General features: G+C 63.1%; 19 protein-coding genes and 1 tRNA gene. 10 read left to right on the forward strand and 10 right to left on the reverse strand.

Annotated elements, in window-relative coordinates:
* Positions 1–144: 144 nt before the first annotated feature.
* Together EJ079_RS18475 and EJ079_RS18480 are read left to right on the forward strand one after the other, a co-directional pair.
* On the forward strand, positions 145–873 hold the full coding sequence (locus EJ079_RS18475; RefSeq protein WP_127809723.1) for a gamma-glutamylcyclotransferase: 729 nt from the start codon (positions 145–147) through the stop codon (positions 871–873).
* A gap of 181 nt (positions 874–1,054) precedes the next feature.
* Entirely contained in the window at positions 1,055–2,206 is a 1,152-nt protein-coding gene (locus tag EJ079_RS18480) for an acyltransferase (protein WP_127809724.1), read from the forward strand.
* Here EJ079_RS18480 and EJ079_RS18485 read toward each other — a convergent pair.
* The 5 genes from EJ079_RS18485 to EJ079_RS18505 all read right to left on the reverse strand — a co-directional run bounded on the left by EJ079_RS18485 (position 2,193) and on the right by EJ079_RS18505 (position 8,496).
* Positions 2,193–4,172: a glycoside hydrolase family 127 protein gene (locus EJ079_RS18485; RefSeq protein WP_127809725.1), complete on the reverse strand. Its 1,980-nt coding sequence runs from the start codon at positions 4,170–4,172 to the stop codon at positions 2,193–2,195. The two genes, EJ079_RS18480 and EJ079_RS18485, sit on opposite strands and share 14 nt — an antisense overlap.
* A 14-nt stretch (positions 4,173–4,186) precedes the next feature.
* Positions 4,187–5,044 (reverse strand): carbohydrate ABC transporter permease, encoded by an 858-nt coding sequence (locus EJ079_RS18490; RefSeq protein WP_127809726.1) that lies wholly within the window; start codon positions 5,042–5,044, stop codon positions 4,187–4,189.
* Complete coding sequence (locus EJ079_RS18495; RefSeq protein ID WP_127321089.1) at positions 5,044–5,967, reverse strand: sugar ABC transporter permease; 924 nt, start codon at positions 5,965–5,967, stop codon at positions 5,044–5,046. The genes EJ079_RS18490 and EJ079_RS18495 overlap by 1 nt, the downstream gene beginning before the upstream one ends.
* Positions 5,968–6,141: 174 nt before the next feature.
* Complete coding sequence (locus EJ079_RS18500) at positions 6,142–7,389, reverse strand: sugar ABC transporter substrate-binding protein (RefSeq protein ID WP_127809727.1); 1,248 nt, start codon at positions 7,387–7,389, stop codon at positions 6,142–6,144.
* A gap of 63 nt (positions 7,390–7,452) precedes the next feature.
* Positions 7,453–8,496, reverse strand: a complete 1,044-nt coding sequence (locus EJ079_RS18505) for a LacI family DNA-binding transcriptional regulator (RefSeq protein ID WP_127272522.1) — start codon at positions 8,494–8,496, stop codon at positions 7,453–7,455.
* Between the two features lie 424 nt (positions 8,497–8,920).
* On the opposite strand from EJ079_RS18505, the gene EJ079_RS33350 reads away from it, so the two are divergent.
* The 3 genes from EJ079_RS33350 (at position 8,921) to EJ079_RS18515 (ending at position 9,587) form a co-directional block, all read left to right on the forward strand.
* Positions 8,921–8,996: transfer RNA gene (locus tag EJ079_RS33350), tRNA-Cys, on the forward strand.
* Between the two features lie 190 nt (positions 8,997–9,186).
* Complete coding sequence (locus EJ079_RS18510) at positions 9,187–9,390, forward strand: hypothetical protein (protein ID WP_127399473.1); 204 nt, start codon at positions 9,187–9,189, stop codon at positions 9,388–9,390.
* A gap of 5 nt (positions 9,391–9,395) precedes the next feature.
* A complete protein-coding gene (locus tag EJ079_RS18515) occupies positions 9,396–9,587 on the forward strand; it encodes a hypothetical protein (RefSeq protein ID WP_127269694.1) in 192 nt (63 codons plus the stop codon).
* Positions 9,588–9,615: 28 nt separating this feature from the next.
* Here the strand turns inward: EJ079_RS18515 and EJ079_RS18520 are convergent, their stop codons facing one another.
* Complete coding sequence (locus EJ079_RS18520) at positions 9,616–9,882, reverse strand: DUF1488 domain-containing protein (protein ID WP_127269692.1); 267 nt, start codon at positions 9,880–9,882, stop codon at positions 9,616–9,618.
* Complete coding sequence (locus tag EJ079_RS18525) at positions 9,879–10,127, reverse strand: hypothetical protein (protein WP_127269690.1); 249 nt, start codon at positions 10,125–10,127, stop codon at positions 9,879–9,881. Before EJ079_RS18525 ends, EJ079_RS18520 begins: the two co-directional genes overlap by 4 nt.
* Before the next feature lie 250 nt (positions 10,128–10,377).
* On the opposite strand from EJ079_RS18525, the gene EJ079_RS18530 reads away from it, so the two are divergent.
* From EJ079_RS18530 to EJ079_RS18540, 3 genes are all read left to right on the forward strand, one after another.
* On the forward strand, positions 10,378–10,740 hold the full coding sequence (locus EJ079_RS18530) for a co-chaperone GroES (RefSeq protein WP_127809728.1): 363 nt from the start codon (positions 10,378–10,380) through the stop codon (positions 10,738–10,740).
* A 33-nt stretch (positions 10,741–10,773) separates the two neighbouring features.
* Positions 10,774–12,405, forward strand: a complete 1,632-nt coding sequence (gene groL, locus EJ079_RS18535) for a chaperonin GroEL (protein WP_127255944.1) — start codon at positions 10,774–10,776, stop codon at positions 12,403–12,405.
* Between the two features lie 262 nt (positions 12,406–12,667).
* On the forward strand, positions 12,668–13,165 hold the full coding sequence (locus tag EJ079_RS18540) for a GAF domain-containing protein (RefSeq protein WP_127271638.1): 498 nt from the start codon (positions 12,668–12,670) through the stop codon (positions 13,163–13,165).
* 13 nt (positions 13,166–13,178) lie between these two features.
* On the opposite strand, the gene EJ079_RS18545 is transcribed toward EJ079_RS18540, so the two are convergent.
* The 3 genes from EJ079_RS18545 to EJ079_RS18555 all read right to left on the reverse strand — a co-directional run bounded on the left by EJ079_RS18545 (position 13,179) and on the right by EJ079_RS18555 (position 15,778).
* Positions 13,179–14,234: a YeiH family protein gene (locus tag EJ079_RS18545; RefSeq protein ID WP_127809729.1), complete on the reverse strand. Its 1,056-nt coding sequence runs from the start codon at positions 14,232–14,234 to the stop codon at positions 13,179–13,181.
* Between the two features lie 123 nt (positions 14,235–14,357).
* Positions 14,358–14,759: an ester cyclase gene (locus tag EJ079_RS18550; protein ID WP_127809730.1), complete on the reverse strand. Its 402-nt coding sequence runs from the start codon at positions 14,757–14,759 to the stop codon at positions 14,358–14,360.
* A gap of 125 nt (positions 14,760–14,884) precedes the next feature.
* The gene (locus EJ079_RS18555; protein ID WP_127809731.1) at positions 14,885–15,778 is read right to left on the reverse strand and encodes a LysR family transcriptional regulator; all 894 of its coding nucleotides are present in this window, start codon (positions 15,776–15,778) and stop codon (positions 14,885–14,887) included.
* Between the two features lie 152 nt (positions 15,779–15,930).
* Between EJ079_RS18555 and EJ079_RS18560 the strand changes: the two genes are divergently transcribed.
* Positions 15,931–16,326 carry a cupin domain-containing protein gene (locus tag EJ079_RS18560; RefSeq protein WP_127809732.1) on the forward strand — a complete coding sequence of 132 codons (396 nt, stop codon included), beginning with the start codon at positions 15,931–15,933 and terminating at the stop codon, positions 16,324–16,326.
* Between the two features lie 57 nt (positions 16,327–16,383).
* Positions 16,384–16,719, forward strand: a complete 336-nt coding sequence (locus tag EJ079_RS18565) for a carboxymuconolactone decarboxylase family protein (RefSeq protein ID WP_127398022.1) — start codon at positions 16,384–16,386, stop codon at positions 16,717–16,719.

Consider the following 16,719-nt stretch of genomic DNA (forward strand, 5'->3'; position numbering starts at 1 on the left):
AGGAACAGAACAGTTTGCCGGCAACATCGTTCCAAGACGCATCACGCAAGAGCGGCATCGGCCACTCGTGATCTATCTCGGCTGCACGGCCCTTGAGAATCCTTCAGCCTTCGGCAACATGGCGGTAGGGCTGGGAGTTCGAAGATGAGCAAGGCCATTTCCACCGCATCGTCGAGGGTCCCGCGCAACACGCCGATGGCGCTGACCGAGGCGTTGGTCGCGCGCACCATGCGTGCTGTCGAGGATGCCGGGCCGACGCCGGGCATGGTTCACATGACCGATGCCGACTATGCGCGCATCCGCGACGAGGTGCTGGCCGGCGCTCCGGCCGGGCCGCTGAAATTATTTGCCTATGGCTCGCTGTTGTGGAAGCCCGCCGGCGAGGTGAGGGGCGGAGAACGCGCGGTGGCCAGCGGCTGGCATCGTTCGTTCTGCTTCACGGTGCAGCGTTTTCGCGGCACGGTCGAGCAGCCCGGCCTGATGATGGCGCTCGATCGCGGCGGCCAGTGCCAGGGCATGGTGTTCGAGATCGCGGAACCGGTGGCGGCTAACCTCGAAGCGCTCCTGCGCCGCGAAATGACCATCCTGCCCGCCGTCAACGTGCCGCGCTGGCTGCAGGTCAGGACCGAAGGCGGCCCATGTCGCGCGCTTGGCTTCGTCGTCGATCCCGCCAATCCGCGTTATGCCGGCAACCTCGACAAGCAGGCGATCGCGGCGACGCTGGTGACAGCCGTTGGTCATTGGGGCTCGGGCGCGCAATATCTTTTCGAGACGATCCGCCACCTCGAAGCCTGCGGCATCCGCGACCGCAATTTGTGGCGGCTGCAGGAACTGGTGGCCGAAGAGATCGGGCTGACCGTCGCCCAGAAGTGATCCGCTCAGGCGCGGCACGCTTCAGTCGTGTTTGGCCCCGGATGCTTGCAGGCCACAGCACCTTGCGAAGCAAATCTCTGATTTCGGAAGTCTCTGCAGTGAGGATTTAATGAATTGAAAACAGTTCTGGCCCAACGATGACCTGAACACCGGCGCAGGACACGGTGCGCGTGGGCCAATCATGAAATCCTCGACCGGAGAGCATTACCCAGCGCTAGATCAGGTTCGTGGCCTGGCGGCCTTTCTTGTCTTTACCTGGCATTTCCTTCATGCGTCTCCTGCAGGCCCCGTGCCTTATGACTTTGTGCCGGCTCTTCCTATCTTCAGCGTTCTGGATGAAGGGCATACTGGCGTTTCCCTGTTCATGGCGCTTTCCGGCTACCTGTTCGCCAAGCTGCTCGATGGAAAACAGATCAGCTATCTGCCCTTCTTTGCCAACAGGGCCCTCAGGCTGCTTCCGCTTCTCCTGGTCGTGATATGTATCGAGGCTTGCCGCAGGTACCTGGCCGGCCAGTCCCTCGACGGGTATTTCACGAGCGTCGGATTGGGGGTTCTTTTTCCCGCCCTCCCGAATGGCGGCTGGTCGGTAACGATCGAAGCGCACTTCTACCTGTTGCTGCCGTTCTTGCTGATGGCATCCAAGCGGTTTGTGTTCGCGCCCTTGCTGTTCATCGCGGCAGCCATTGTGCTGAGGTCTGTCCTGTATGTGCAGATCGGCGAAGTGCAGTCGGCGGGGTCCGTAACCATCATAGGCCATGCGGATCAGTTCCTGGCCGGCATTCTTGCCTTCCACCTGCGTGCCCGCGCGAAGAACCAGCACTGGCTGGCGCTGGCCGTTCTCATGGCTTTTTCCGGGTTCTTCTGGTGGTTCGATGCAGCCGGCGGATTTTACCAACTGGGCGGCTATCCGTCGCCTCATTGGATATGGATCATCCTGCCGACCCTGGAGGCGGCAGCCTATTCATTCGGCATCGCCTACTACGACACGAGCTTTTCGAAAAAGCGAACAAGCCCGCCGTTCAGGATACTGGAGAAGGCGGGGGCCTACAGCTATTCGATCTATCTTCTGCACCTGTTCTTCGTCATGCAATTGGCGGCGTTCATAGACACGCATGTCATGAGCATCAGCAATTTTTACGTCGCATGCCTCTGGTCCGCATTGTGCTTCGTGGCGACGATCCCGATCGGTTATCTCAGCTACACCTGCGTCGAGGCGCCATTCCTGCGCCTGCGCCAGCGCTATGTGGACCGAGAGCCCGAAACCGCGGCATCGACCGCGGCTGAGCTTGGATCGGCCATCGCCGATAGACCGACCTCCTTCAGCCGTCCCTGAGCCATACCAGCATCTCGCCGGGCTCGCGGTTGTCCCAGGCGAAATAAGGAATGGCGGTCAGGCGCGTCTCGGCGGTGGCCGGCGGCTCGGGCCTGTACAGCCCGTCCCGCCACCCGTCGGCGGCATCGGCAAGTGCCGCGGTCGACAGCGTCACCACACCGCCGAGAAGTTCCGGCCGGTGCTGCGCTTCGATGGTGGCCGTCCGCGGCAGCGTCAGGCGATGCGGCTGGCTGTCATTGTCTGATGCCTCGACGCAATAGATCAGCGGGCCGCGCGACAGCGCGACGCGGCCGGCATCCTGGCGCACCTGCGGGTTGGCATAGAGCCGCTCGATCGGCATTTCGAGATCGAGCCGGATATTGTCGCCCTTCTTCCATGTCCGCTTGATCGCGGCGTAGCCGTCGCTGGTGATCTCAGCCAGCTTGATGGCCTCGCCGTTCACCTTCAACTGGGCACTGGCGCTCCAGGCTGGAATGCGCAGGTGCAAGGTGAATTCGACCGGCGCCTGCGGTTCGAGCGCGATCTCGACGGCGCCGTCCCAGGGATAGCGGCTCGTCTGCGTCACGCCGACCGGGACGCCCGATATGTCGAAACGGGCGCTCGAGTCGCCATAGAGGTGGATGGCCAACGCGTCGTCGGCCAGGCTGTAGAAATAGCTGCCGATCGAGGCGACCATGCGCCCGATATTGGGTGGGCAGCACGGGCAGCGGTGCCATTTCCACCTGTTGTGCTTGCCCCGGCTTTCCAATGGATTCTCGTAGAAAAACAGCGAGCCGTCGAGCGACAGCCCCGAGATCGAACCGTTGTAGAGGGCGCGTTCCATCATGTCGGCGTAGCGCGCATTCGGCCCCATGCCGAGCATGCGGCTGGCCCAGAACACCAGGCCCACCGCTGCACAGGTCTCGGCATAGGCGCTCTCGTTGGGCAGGTCATAGTCGCTGGTGAACCCCTCATTGTGCGCCGATGGCCCGAGCCCGCCGGTGATATAGAGGCTCTTGGTGGTGAGATCGTCCCACAGAAGGTCGAGCGCCGACCGCAGCGTGTCGTCGCCATATTCGGTGGCGATGTCGGCCATGCCGGAATAGAGGTACATCGCTCTGACCGCGTGGCCGACGACCTTGTCCTGCTCGCGCACCGGGATGTGCGACTGGCTGTATTCATAGGTCTTGAAATGATAGGCCTTCGGGTCGGCGCCGCGGGCGCGGGCCTCCTCGTCGAAATAATGCGGCTGCTGCCCGCGCTGGTCGATGAAGTATTTGGCCAGCTCCATGTATTTCCGCTCGCCTGTCACCCGCGCCAGCTTGACCAGCGCCAGCTCGATCTCCTCATGTCCGCAATAGCCCTTCTTCTTGCCGGGCTCGGGGCCGAGCACCGACGCGATATGGTCGGCATAGCGGCACATGATGTCGAGCAGCTTGCGTTTTCCCGTCGCCTGGTAATAGGCGACCGCGCCCTCGATCAGGTGGCCGGCGCAATAGAGCTCGTGGCAGTCGCGCAGATTGGTCCAGCGCTTGCCGGGCTGGATGCGCTGATACCAGCTCGAGAGATAGCCGTCCTCCTGCTGCAGCTTGCCATACATGTCGATGACGGCATCGATCTTCTTCTCCAGTTCGGGGTTCTTGCGCCGGTAAAGCGAATAGGCCGCGGTCTCGATCGTCTTGCCGAGATCGGAATCCCAGAACATCTGCGTGGTCACCGTCGATCCGGTGAATTCCGCGCCCTGGCGGTCGGCTTCGTCGGGAGAGGGCGAGTGGAAGGGGATGACTATGCCGGGCGAGGGGCGGTCCGGATCGATCTGCTCCAGCATGCGGGCCTCGACGCAGCGCTCGTAGAGGATGTCGGCGGTGCGGGTGGCGACAGCGTCGGCGCGGTCGCCCCAGAAGCCGTGCACGTCGACCTGCGGCACCGGCAGCGGGCGGAAGGCGAGCTTCGGTTTTCCGGTTTTTGCGGATGGCGATGCGGTCATGAACTTACTCCATTCTATTTGACGGCCCCGGCCATCAGGCCGCGGATGTAGAAGCGCTGCAGCGCCAGGAAGAGGATGAGGCACGGCACCATCATCACGGTGACGCCCGCCTGCACCGCGCCCCAGTCGATGGCGCCGAAGCGGCCCGACTGCAGTGCGGTCATCATCACCGGCAGCGTGAACTTGGACTGGTCGGTCATCAGCACGAGGGCGGCGAGGAATTCGTTCCAGGCGCCGAGGAAGGCAAACAGGGCGATGGTGACCACGCCCGGCCAGACCAGCGGCAGCATCACTTTCAAAAGCATGGTGAGATTGCTGGCGCCGTCCATGCGGGCGGCCTCCTCGATTTCGCGCGGCACCGCGTCGAAGGCGTTGCGCATCATGAAGATCGAGAACGGCAGTTGCAGCGTCACATAGACGCCGACCAGGCCGGTCAGGGTGTTGTGCAGGCCAAGCTTGGTCAGCACCAGGAAGATCGGCGTCAGGATCGACTGGAACGGGATCATGATCGTCGACAGGATGAGGATGAAGAACAGGTCCTTGAACGGAAACCGGAACCGCGAAAAGCCGTAGCCGGCCAGCACGCTGACGGCGACCGACAGCACCACCGTCATCACCGAGACATAGATGCTGTTTTGCGCCGAGACCCACAGCCCGTCGCCGAAGCTGTTGAGCGTGGCGTAATTCTCCAGCGAGAAGCCTGATGTCGGCCAGGGCGGCAGCGGCGGCAGGCGTGCTTCGGCCGCCGGCTTGAACGCCGACAGCACCGCCCAAACAATCGGCGCGGCGAACAGCACCGAGGCGATGATGCCGATAGAATGCTCTGCGACGCGGCTCAGGAGCCGGCGGCTACGGGAGGCGGCCTGCGCCATCAGTCGAGACCCTCCGGCTTGCGCAACAACCATAGCTGGACGAGGCTGAGCGCCACCAGGATGACCAGCAGCACCATGGAAAGTGCCGCGCCATAGCCGAGCTTGAACGACACAAAGGACTGGTTGAAGATCCAGTAGACCGCCGTCAGCGTCTGGTTGCGCGGGCCGCCACGCAGGATGATGTAGAACTGGTCGAAGGCGAGGATCGAGCCGGCGACCGACAGGATCAGCGCCAGCGCCAGCGTGCGGCGCATCAGCGGCAAGGTGATCGCCCTGAACCTGGCGAAAGGCCCGGCACCGTCGATGACGGCCGCCTCCTGCAGGTCCTGCGGGATCGATTGCAGGCCGGCCATCAGGATGATCATGGTGAAGCCGGCGACCTTCCAGACGACCATGGCGATGATCGACCAGAAGGCCGGCTGGAAGGTGGCCAGAAGGTTGAACTTCCTGTCGATCAGTCCGAGGTCGTAGGCAGCCGGGCTGAACAGGCCGGAATCGACATTCAGCAACCACGACCAGAGCAGGCTGGCCGAGGCGAAACCGACAACCGCCGGCATGAAGAACATGGTGCGGTAGAGATTGGTCAGCGGCCGCGGCCGTTCGACGAACAGCGCCAGCGGAAAGGCCACCACGAAGATCGCGATGGTGACGATCACCGTGTAGAAGGCGGTGAAGCGCAGCGCGTTCCAGAACCTGGTGTCGCGCAGGATGGCGACGTAATTGCCGAGGCCGATAAAGCTGTGCTCGCCCATCAGCGGCCAGTTGTGCAGCGACATCCACGCCGTCATGCCGAGCGGGATCAGGAAAAAGACGACGACCAGCGCGACAGCCGGCGCGACATAGAGCAGGCCGATCCATTGTTGGCGGCTGGCGACCCTGCGGGCGCGGGGCGGGGCAGGGGTTGCTGCGGTGATGACGGTCATGGCTGCTCCCTTGGCGCTGCGTCCCCCTCCCCCTTGAGGGGAGGGTCCGGCCGTAGGCCGGGGGTGGGGTCCTCTGCGGAGCGCGCCGACATCAAGAAACGTCGAGCACTGCGGTGGCGACCCCACCCGGACCTGCGGTCCGACCTCCCCTCGAGGGGGAGGTGGGGTTGGCGCTTATTTCTGCGGCGCCTGGTCGATGATCGATTGCATCGTCTCTTGTGCGTTGGCTATGGCGCCGTCGACATCGTCGCCGAAGAAGACCTCGTTGATCATCTGCGTCCACGGCCCGTTGGCGGAGTTGATCAGGTCGTTGAACACCACCGAATAGGGCGTCTTGCCCTTGGTCATGGCCTCGGCGGCGACCTGGTAGCGCGGATCGAGATCCTTCAGCGCCTCCTTGGCGATGTCGCCGCGCACCGGCAGGCTGCCGTATTTGGCAAGGATGGTCTGGCCTTCGAGCGAATAGGCGAAGTCGAGGAACTCCTTCACCACGGGCAGTTTCGTGGTGCCCTTGGTGACGACGAAATTGTCGCCGCCGGCAAAGGACGACCAGCCGCGGTCCTTGCCCGGCAGGAAGGTGACGCCGTAGTCGATATCGGGATACTGGGTGTTGAGCGCGCCGATGGCGAAGGCGCCGGACGGCGAGATGCCGATATTGCCGGCGGCAAATGCCGCAAAGAAGTTGGCGCCGGTATCGGTCTGCGCGCCCGCCGGCACCAGGTCCTTCTTGACCATCGAGCGGTAGAGATCGATGGCGCCGCGCAGTTGCGGGCTGTCCAGCGTCGCCTTCGAGCCGTCTTCGCTCAGGATGTCGCCGCCCGACGCCCAGATCAGGGGCGTGAAGGTGAAGATGTTGCAGCCGCCGCAATTGCCGGAGAAGTAGAAGCCCTTGATGTTGCCGCCGAGCGCGTTGACCTTCTCGGCATCGGCCGCGATCTCGGCCCAGTTGGCCGGGCCTTTTTCAGGGTCGAGGCCGGCCTGCTTGAACAGCTTCTTGTTCCAGATCAGCACCGAGGCGTCGGCGGAGAAGGGCAGGCCGTAGATGTGGCCCTTGTAGGTGCCGGTCTTCACATGCGCAGGCGACAGGCTGGCAAAATAGGGCAGGGACTTTGCCCAGTCGGTAATGTCCTCCAATTGGCCGGCTGCGGCGAATGAGGGCGTGTAGATCAAGTCGAGCGACAGCGCGTCGGGCGCCGTGCCGCCGGCGGCCGCGGCGCCGTATTTCGGGATGATCTCGGCATTGGGAATGATGTCGAGTTTGACCTGGTTGGTGTGCGCCTTGTTGTAGGCATCGACGATCCTCGGCATGAAATTCGAGCCGTCGGCGCGCACCCAGATGTTGGCCGTCTCGGCGGCGGCAGTGCCGAGACCGCCACCCAGAACGGCAGCGGCCAGGGTCAGTTTGGCAATCAGGTTCCTCATGTTCTCCTCCTCCAAGGTTGGCCGCGGTCCGCGGCTTGGCGCCGATTGCGCGGCGCTTCGTTTTCAGCCACCCGGCGGATGGCCGCATGACTGCCGCACCACCAGCCGGCACGGCAGTTTTCGAATGCCCGGCGCGGCGGGCTTGCCGCCGACCAGCGAAAGCAGGGTCAACCCGGCCTCGCGCCCGAGCGCGACAAGGTTCATGTCGACAGAGGTCAGCGGCGGGCGCGTCGCCTCGGCCACGATCTCCCAATTGTCGAAACCGATGACGCCGACATCACTGGGGACGTCGAGGCCGCGTTCGCGCAGCGCATCGATGACGCCGCGCGCGATCTGGTCGTTGCCGCAGAAGACCGCGTCCGGCCTTTCGCTTTTGCCGTCGAACAGTTGCGCAACCGCCTGGTGACCCCAGGCTTCCGACCAGGAGCCGAGCAGCGGCTCGCTGACCGTCAGGCCGTTTTCGACCAGCACGTCGCGGTAAGCCTGGACGCGCGCGTGCACCACGGCAAAGCTCGCCGGCCCGGTGACATGGGCGATGCGCTTGCGGCCCAGCCGGCAGAAATGCTCGACGGCCAGCCGGGCGCCGCCAACATCGTCCGAGACGAAGGCGACGGCGTCGGGATCTGGCTGCGTGAAGGCATAGATCACCGGGACGCGCAGATTGGAGAGGTCGACGGGCAGATGGCGATCGATGCGCTTGCCGGTGGCGATGATGCCATCAACGCGCTTGTCGAGCATGGCGTCGACATGCATCTGGCCCAGCCGCGGATCCTCCTCGACATTGCACAGGAACACCGAGACGCCATTGTCGACCAGCGCGTCCGAAATGCCCGACATCAGCGGCAGCGAGAAGCGGCCATAGGTATCGTTGGTGAGTAGGCCGACGGTGAAGCTGCGCCGCCGGAGCAGGCTTTGCGCCAGGCTGTTGGGCCGGAAGCCAAGCCGCCGGGCGGTCTCGCGAATGCGCTCGCGCGTCTCGGCTGTCATCCGGCCCTGGCCATTGAGTGCCTTGGATGCGGTGGCGACACTGACTCCGGCCTGGGCGGCCACGTCACGCAAGGTGACTGGCTTGGAAAAGACCGGAACAGGCAGATCGTCCGATGGCATCGCGCCGAGATCCTTGGTTGGGAAAAGGTTTTCTCTTACCGAGCCGGATGAGGCCCGGCTGGTGGCCGAGCCCAACGACAATTGCTTGGGAAAACCTTTTCTCAGATGAAGCTAAGCCAGATCGAATCGCTGTTCAAGGGGAAAGTTGGTTGGCCTCCGCTCCTCTCCTCCGAAATGCAACCCGGGGTATAAAGCAGCCTCGGAAGCGCGTAGCTCAGGGGAAGAACGTCAGTCGCAGTGCTGGAGGCCCTCGGTCGAGACGGGGCGGGCTGCCGCTTGGGCGTGAGGGATCGCAACTCTGTGCCGGAAGCTAGGCCCGGCAAGGTTGGCTGGCGAACACTCTGAAACTCGATCCCGAAAATTCTGAACAATCCCCTCGGGATTAACCTTTCCGTAAATATTTGGCCGCTACTTCGACAGCCATGGCCTCGTGGCGGAGCGGCTACGCTGGAGACGGCAAATCTCTGAAGCCTCGGTTCGATCCCGAGGCGAGGCCTCCAGAATTTGGCGTCCCAATCTGCCCCGAGCGCAGTCAGGTCCCACGAATAGATTGTGTGTTGCGAAGGCAGTACGGACCGGCCGTCAAAGCAGTCCTGTCTTGAATTTGGCATGCAGGCGCTCGCGAAAAGAGTGCTATGGAAGGGAGGCGAGCGTTGTTGCTTCGCTTTTTCCTGACATTCGAGGCCTTTCGTGCGTGAACCGTCGCTGCTGCCCGTTTTTGGAAAACTTGGCCTCAAGACCCCTGTCGCCTTGGCGGCGGCACCAATCTCGCCGGCAGGTGTGCCGCACCTGCGGAAGCTTCTGGCCGCGCATGGCGGCATGGTGCTGAAACTGTCGGTCGTCGCCTGGACGGTGCTGATCCTGGGCGCCGTGTTTTTCAGGATGCAAGGCTGACCGGCATGGCCAACCGCTACACGGTGCGCATGGAGCTTCCCCAGAGTTGGAGCATCATCGATGTCTTCACCGGCCAGCCTGCGGTTGTCCGGCAAAAGGTGATGGTCGGGATGGGGCCGCGCGAGGCCGAGGACATGGTCGTGCAGATGAATGTCCGCGACGTCAAACGCCGCGAAAGGGCCGAGCGCAAGACCTGATCGCGGTCAGCGCCAACTCGCCGGCATTTCAGCCGAAATCGGCCGCCGTCAGCACATACATGCTCTTGCGGGTGCGGTCGTAGGCCTTCGACGCCACCTCGCGGATGGCGCTGCTCTCGGTGTCGAATGTCTGGAGATAACCGGCTTCATCGGCAGCAGTGCCCGGCCGCATCTTGGCCATGGCGTCGGCAGCGACGGAAAATGAGATCTGGAACATGCCGTCATGGCCGACGAAACGAATGCGCTGGCCCGCTTCGTCATAGCTGCGGCTGGGGTTGGGGAAGGTGAGGCTCATGTCTTGGCCTCCGTGGCTTTCTTGGTCGCCCGCTTCTTCTTCGGCGTAGGATTGAGGGCCTCGGCGACACGATCGGCCTCTTCCTTGGCCAGCCGAAGCTCCCTCAGCCTTGCCGTCTTGATCTCCCTGGCTCTTGCCTCGGACATATATTCGGCGGTCGCCTTGTTTTTCTCCGCTGTCTTCTTCTGCTTGTCGACAAAGCGGGCTTCAGCTTTTTCCATGATCGTCTGATTGCCTTCGGCCATCGAAGAAATCTCCCTTGTGCCTGAAATCGTGAAAGTGAACTTGTCCGATAAATAGGCACTCGATCGGCAAAATTCAATCTTTTGAATTATTTGACATTCTGCGGATATCACGAAACGGCCAGCTGAAATAATACTTTTGAATATTTAATTTGGCCCGCGAATAATTTTTGGCACTCCTATCTATCGAGTGCCAACGCGTCTATAGAGGAGGGGCGTGGCCGCCTGTGCCGGCCCCAGAAAGAAAGTTCCCATGAAATTTCGGCCACTCCACGACCGCGTCGTCATTCGTCGCGCCGAAGGCGATATCAAATCCAAGGGCGGGATCATCATCCCCGACACTGCCAAGGAAAAGCCGCAGGAGGGCGAAGTCATCGCCGTCGGCCCTGGCGCACGCGACGAAAACGGCACGCTTGTTCCGCTCGACGTCAAGGCCGGCGACTTCATCCTGTTCGGCAAATGGTCGGGCACCGAGGTCAAGATCGACGGCGAGGACCTTCTGATCATGAAGGAAGCCGACATCATGGGCGTCATCGACAAGAGCGAGACTGGCATCATCGACAAGAGCGAGACGGCCGCAACCGACAAGACCGTGGCCGCCAAGAAAGCTGCCTGACCTCATTTTCTCCGAACGAACTGGATAAAAATCATGTCTGCCAAGGAAATCAAATTCTCCACCGACGCGCGCGACCGCATGCTGCGCGGCGTCGAGATCCTCACCAATGCGGTGAAGGTCACGCTCGGCCCCAAGGGCCGCAACGTCATCATCGACAAGGCCTATGGCGCGCCGCGCATCACCAAGGACGGCGTCACCGTCGCCAAGGAAATCGAGCTTGCCGACAAGTTCGAGAACATGGGCGCCCAGATGGTGCGCGAAGTGGCCTCGAAGACCAACGACCTCGCCGGTGACGGCACCACCACCGCCACGGTGCTGGCCGCCTCGATCCTGCGCGAAGGCGCCAAGCTGGTCGCCGCCGGCATGAACCCCATGGATTTGAAGCGCGGCATCGACCAGGCGGTTTCCGCCGTGGTCAAGGAAATCCAGGCGCGCGCCAAGAAGGTCAAGTCGTCGGCCGAGATCGCACAGGTCGGCACCATCGCCGCCAATGGCGATGCCAGCGTCGGCGAGATGATCGCCAAAGCGATGGACAAGGTCGGCAATGACGGCGTCATCACCGTCGAGGAAGCCAAGACCGCCGAGACCGAACTCGACGTCGTCGAAGGCATGCAGTTCGACCGCGGCTATCTCTCGCCCTATTTCGTCACCAATGCCGACAAGATGCGCGTCGAGCTGGAAGAGCCCTACATCCTCATCCACGAGAAGAAGCTCGGCAATCTGCAGGCGATGCTGCCGATCCTCGAAGCGGTGGTGCAGAGCGGCAGGCCGCTGCTGATCATCTCCGAGGACGTCGAGGGCGAGGCTCTGGCGACGCTGGTCGTCAACAAGCTGCGCGGCGGCCTCAAGGTCGCGGCCGTCAAGGCGCCGGGCTTCGGCGATCGCCGCAAGGCAATGCTGGAAGACATCGCCGTGCTGACATCAGGCCAGATGATCTCGGAAGACCTCGGCATCAAGCTCGAAAACGTCACCATCGAGATGCTCGGCCGCGCCAAGCGTGTGCTGATCGAGAAGGACACCACCACGATCATCGACGGGGCCGGCACCAAGGCGACCATCCAGGCGCGCGTCGCCCAGATCAAGGGCCAGATCGAGGAGACGACCTCCGACTACGACAAGGAAAAGCTGCAGGAGCGGCTGGCCAAGCTCTCCGGCGGCGTTGCCGTCATCCGCGTCGGCGGCGTCACCGAGTCGGAAGTCAAGGAAAAGAAGGACCGCATCGACGATGCGCTGAACGCCACCCGCGCGGCGGTCGAAGAAGGCATCGTGCCCGGCGGCGGCGTGGCTCTGCTGCGTGCCCGCTCGGTGCTTGGCGGCCTGACCGGCGCCAATGCCGATGTCACGGCCGGCATTACGATCGTGCTGCGGGCGCTTGAAGCGCCGATCCGCCAGATCGCCGAGAATTCCGGCGTCGAGGGCTCCATCGTCGTCGGCAAGCTCACCGACAGCAAGGACCACAATCAGGGTTTTGACGCCCAGAACGAGGTCTATGTCGACATGATCAAGGCAGGCATCGTCGATCCGGCGAAAGTGGTGCGTACCGCACTGCAGGATGCCGGTTCGATCGCAGCCCTCCTGATCACCGCCGAAGCGATGATCACCGACATCCCGGCCAAGGATGCCGCGCCTGCGGGTGGCGGCGGTGGCGGCATGGGCGGCTACTAAAACCCAGGACTTGTTCGACCTGTTTGAGATGTGAATGGCGGCCCCCGATCGGGGCCGTCATGATTCTCAAGATGATCCATCGCAAAGTTTACGCATAGCTGCCTTGCCGACCGGCTCAGCGCCGGGAGGCAATCCTTATCTCGCGGCTTTCGGAGGGGACGCAATCCACGCTAGACTGTCCAGGCGGCCGTCTGGTTGCGGAGCTCGCCGGACTTTGGCAAGCGATCGGACGAACCGCCACCCCCTATACGGAGACACGTTCATGTTTGCGGCCAAGGCCATCGACACCTCAGACAAGGCCGCGTTCTACCGCGACCTCGCCACTCAGCTTAAGGCGCTGCTCGACGGCGAGCGCGATTCGATCGCCAACGCCGCCAACACCGCAGCACTCATCTTCCAGATGGTGCCGGACCTCAACTGGGCCGGGTTCTATTTCCTGCAATCGGACGAGGAAATGGTGCTCGGGCCGTTCCAGGGCAAGCCGGCCTGCGTGCGCATCGCCGTCGGCAAGGGCGTGTGCGGAACGGCGGTCGAACTCGGCACCTCGATGCTGATCAAGGACGTGCATGATTTTCCCGGCCACATCGCCTGCGATGCGGACTCGCGCTCGGAACTGGTGGTGCTGCTCGAGGACGATGAAGGCGTCTTCGGCGTGCTCGATCTCGACAGCCCGCTGCCAGGCCGCTTCGACAAGGCCGACCAGGCCGGCATCGAGACGCTGGCGGCGATCTATGCCGCGTCGAGTTCGTTCGAGGACTGAGGCCCGGTTTAGACTAGGTGAATTTCACCAGCATCAGACTGAAGCAGCCGATGAACAGGAAGGCCGAGAAGGCGAGCGCCAGCGGGAGCAGGCCGCGCGAGCGCAGCTGCGAGATGTCGGCCTGCAGGCCCATGGCGGCCAGCCCCATGGTCAGCATGATGGTGGTGGCGAGCGCCATTGCCGACTTCACCTCGGCTGGCACCGTGACGAGGCTGTTCAGCGCTACGATTGCGACAAAGGCGGCGACGAACCACGGCATGGGCGGCCGCGCCGCTACCTCACTGCTGCTCCTGCGGCGCGCCATCAGGCCGAGCGCGACGACCATCGGCGCCAGCATGGCGACGCGGGTCAGCTTGGCGACGGTAGCGATCTCGCCGGACTGGGTGCCGTTCTGGAAGCCAGCGCCGATGACTTGCGCCACTTCATGGATCGAGGCGCCGGCCCACAGGCCGAAAGCGTGCTGGTCGAGGCCGAGCAGGGGCGCCATGATCGGGAAGCCGAGCATGGCGACGGTGCCGAACAAGGTGATCGAGGCGACGGCGTAGGTGACGTCCTCGTCGCGCGCATCGGTGACGATATTGGTGGCGACGATGGCCGAGGCGCCGCAGATCGAGGTGCCGGCGGCGATCAGCTGCGCCAGCTTGGCGTCGACGCCGATCAGCCGACCGAGCGTGATGGTGAAAACGAAGGTGGCGCCAAGCGTCGCCGCGACAATGCCGACGCCGCCGGCGCCGATCGAGACGACCTGGCCCAGCGTCAGCTGGAAGCCGAGCAGAACGATGGCGAAGCGCAGCAGGCGCTTTTGCGAGAATGCGATCCCGGCTTTGGCGTGCACCGGTGTGCCCAGCACGTTGGAGTAGATCATGCCGGCAACGACGGCCAGGATCATCGGGCTGAACAGCGCGAAGCCCGAAACATTGCGGGCCGAGAAGGCGACGGCAGTAATCATCGTGACAAGGACGATGCCGGGGACGATGCCATTCCAGTTGAGGGATTTCCGCCCTCGTGTCAGATCGGCAGGAAAAGCGCTTTTCGGAATATCGTTCGCGAAGTGGGAAACGGAAGACAAAGCAATGCTCCAGACGGGTGTGCCGGAGGAATGCCATTCCTCAAATAATCTTTCCAACGAATTATTTTCGTCATAATGATCGATTTTTACGAACGATCGGCGTCATCTTCTGGCCGGCCTGAATTAAAGCTGCGCTTCGATGGCCGCCTTGTCGATCACCGACCAGACGTTCCTGATCCTGTCGTCGAGGAATTCATAGAAGACGTTCTCGCTGAAGGACACCTTCCTGCCGTTGATGGGCAGGCCGAAGAAGGTTCCCTTCGGCGTGCAGTTGAACTGGAGCCGGCTGGCTATGAACGGCGGTTCGGCGATCAGCAGCTGGATGTCGAAATAGAGGTCCGGGATTTCCCGGAAATCGCGCTCCAGCATTTCCTGGTAACCCGACAGTCCGACGCGGTCGCCATTGTAGTGCACGTCTTCATGAACGAAGCGATGCAGCTTCTGCCAGTCCTGATTGTTGAGGCAGGCGATGTAGCCTCGATAGAGGTCGGTCACGGTCACGGCGATGGCTCCGGATTTCGTCATATCTGCTCGATCCGGAAGATAGAACGACGGCGGGCGCAGTCCAGATGGAGAGCCTGTTCCCGAATCCGGATGGGGCTCTATCTGCTCGTTTTGAGCTGATCTTTTCCGGAACCCGGTTTCCTGTTCTAGCCTCGGTAGCGCAGCGCGTCGACCAGCAGCGAGAAGGCCGTCGTCGCTTGCCGGCGGCTGGGGTAATAGAGGTGATAGCCGGGGAAAGGCGCGCACCAGTCGGCGAGCACCCGCACCAGTCGGCCGTCGGCCAGATGAGCCGTCAACTGTTCCTCCGGCAGATAGGCAAGACCGAGGCCGGCGAGCACCGCGTTCATGCGCAGCGCGGACGTATTGAACACCAACTGGCCCTCGACCCGCACCTTCAGCTCGCGCCCGGCCTTCTCGAACTCCCAGGCGTAGAGCCCGCCATAGGTCGGCAGCCGCAGATTGATGCAATTGTGGGTGGTCAGGTCCTGCGGCGTGCGCGGCTTAGGCCGGGTGGCGAAATAGGCCGGCGATCCGACCACCGCCATGCGCATGTCGGGAGCGATGCGCACCGCGATCATGTCGCGCGCCACCTGTTCGCCCAGCCGCACGCCGGCGTCGTAGCGCTCGGCGACGATGTCGGTCAGGCTGTAGTCGACGATGATCTCGACTTTGATGTCGGGATAGTCGGGCAGGAATTTCGCCAGCGCAGGCCACAGGATCGCATCGGCGGCATGCTCACCGGCGGTGATGCGGATGGTGCCGGCGGGTTTGTCGCGCAAGTCGCTGAGTGCGGCGATCTCGGCCTCGATCTCATCGAGCCGCGGCCCCACGGTGCGAGCCAGCCGCTCGCCGGCTTCGGTGGGCGATACACTGCGCGTGGTGCGGGTCAGGAGCCGTACGCCCAGCCGCTCCTCCAGCGCCCGCACCGTGTGGCTGAGCGCCGATTGGGAAACCCCGAGCTTGGCCGCCGCCCTGGTGAAGCTTTCCTCGCGCGCGACGGCGAGGAAGGCGGTTAGCTCATTCAGATTGTCTCGCGGCATTCATGAGCCCTTTTCATAAGATCATGCTGGATATAGCGCCTAATCGGCACCAATCGCAGACCCTAGATAGGCGTCATCACACCGGGCGCCTCTACCGGCCGCCTCTGAAGACCGGCGGTCGCGTCACGCCTGTTGCCAGGAAGGGACAAACCATGGACATCACGCGAAACGGCTCTCAAGCCTCGGCCAGAGGATCGACCGACTATTTCACCGGCGCGGTGCGCATCGACGCGCCCTTCAAGGGCAGCGAGCCCGCCCGGGTCGGCGGCGCCACCGTGACTTTCGAGCCCGGCGCGCGCACCGCTTGGCACACGCATCCCCTTGGCCAGACGCTGATCGTCCTCTCGGGCGCCGGCCTGGTGCAGCGCGAGGGCGGCCCGATCGAACCGATCCTGCCCGGCGACATCGTCTGGTTCGCGCCCGGAGAGAAGCATTGGCATGGCGCCGCGCCGACCACCGCGATGAGCCACATCGCTGTCGCCGAAGCGCTCGACGGCAAGGTCGTCGACTGGCTGGAGCATGTCAGCGACGAACAATACGGGGTTTGACCAAGTATCGGCGCGTGGCGCCGAGTTCAACGCCCGAACTCTTCGAAGGAGACCACCATGACCAATGTTCCAAGGCTGAAAAGCCCATTCTCCGATATCGCTCCCGCGCTTGGCAGATACACAGACGAGGTGTTGTTCGGCGACGTTTGGGAGCGCCCCGGCCTATCGCCGCGGGACCGCAGCCTCGTCACCGTCACCAGCCTGATTTCGGGCTACCGGATAAATGAGATGCCTTTCCACATGAAGCGCGCGCTCGACAATGGGGTCACCCGCGACGAACTCATCGAAACCATTACGCATCTCGCCTTCTACGCCGGATGGCCAACGGCAGCCACGGCTCTGGGCATTGCCCGCAAGGTCTTCGAACAAGCCGACGCCGAGAAGAAGGGATAA

The organism is Mesorhizobium sp. M7A.F.Ce.TU.012.03.2.1, from assembly GCF_004006095.1.
Classification (GTDB): domain Bacteria; phylum Pseudomonadota; class Alphaproteobacteria; order Rhizobiales; family Rhizobiaceae; genus Mesorhizobium.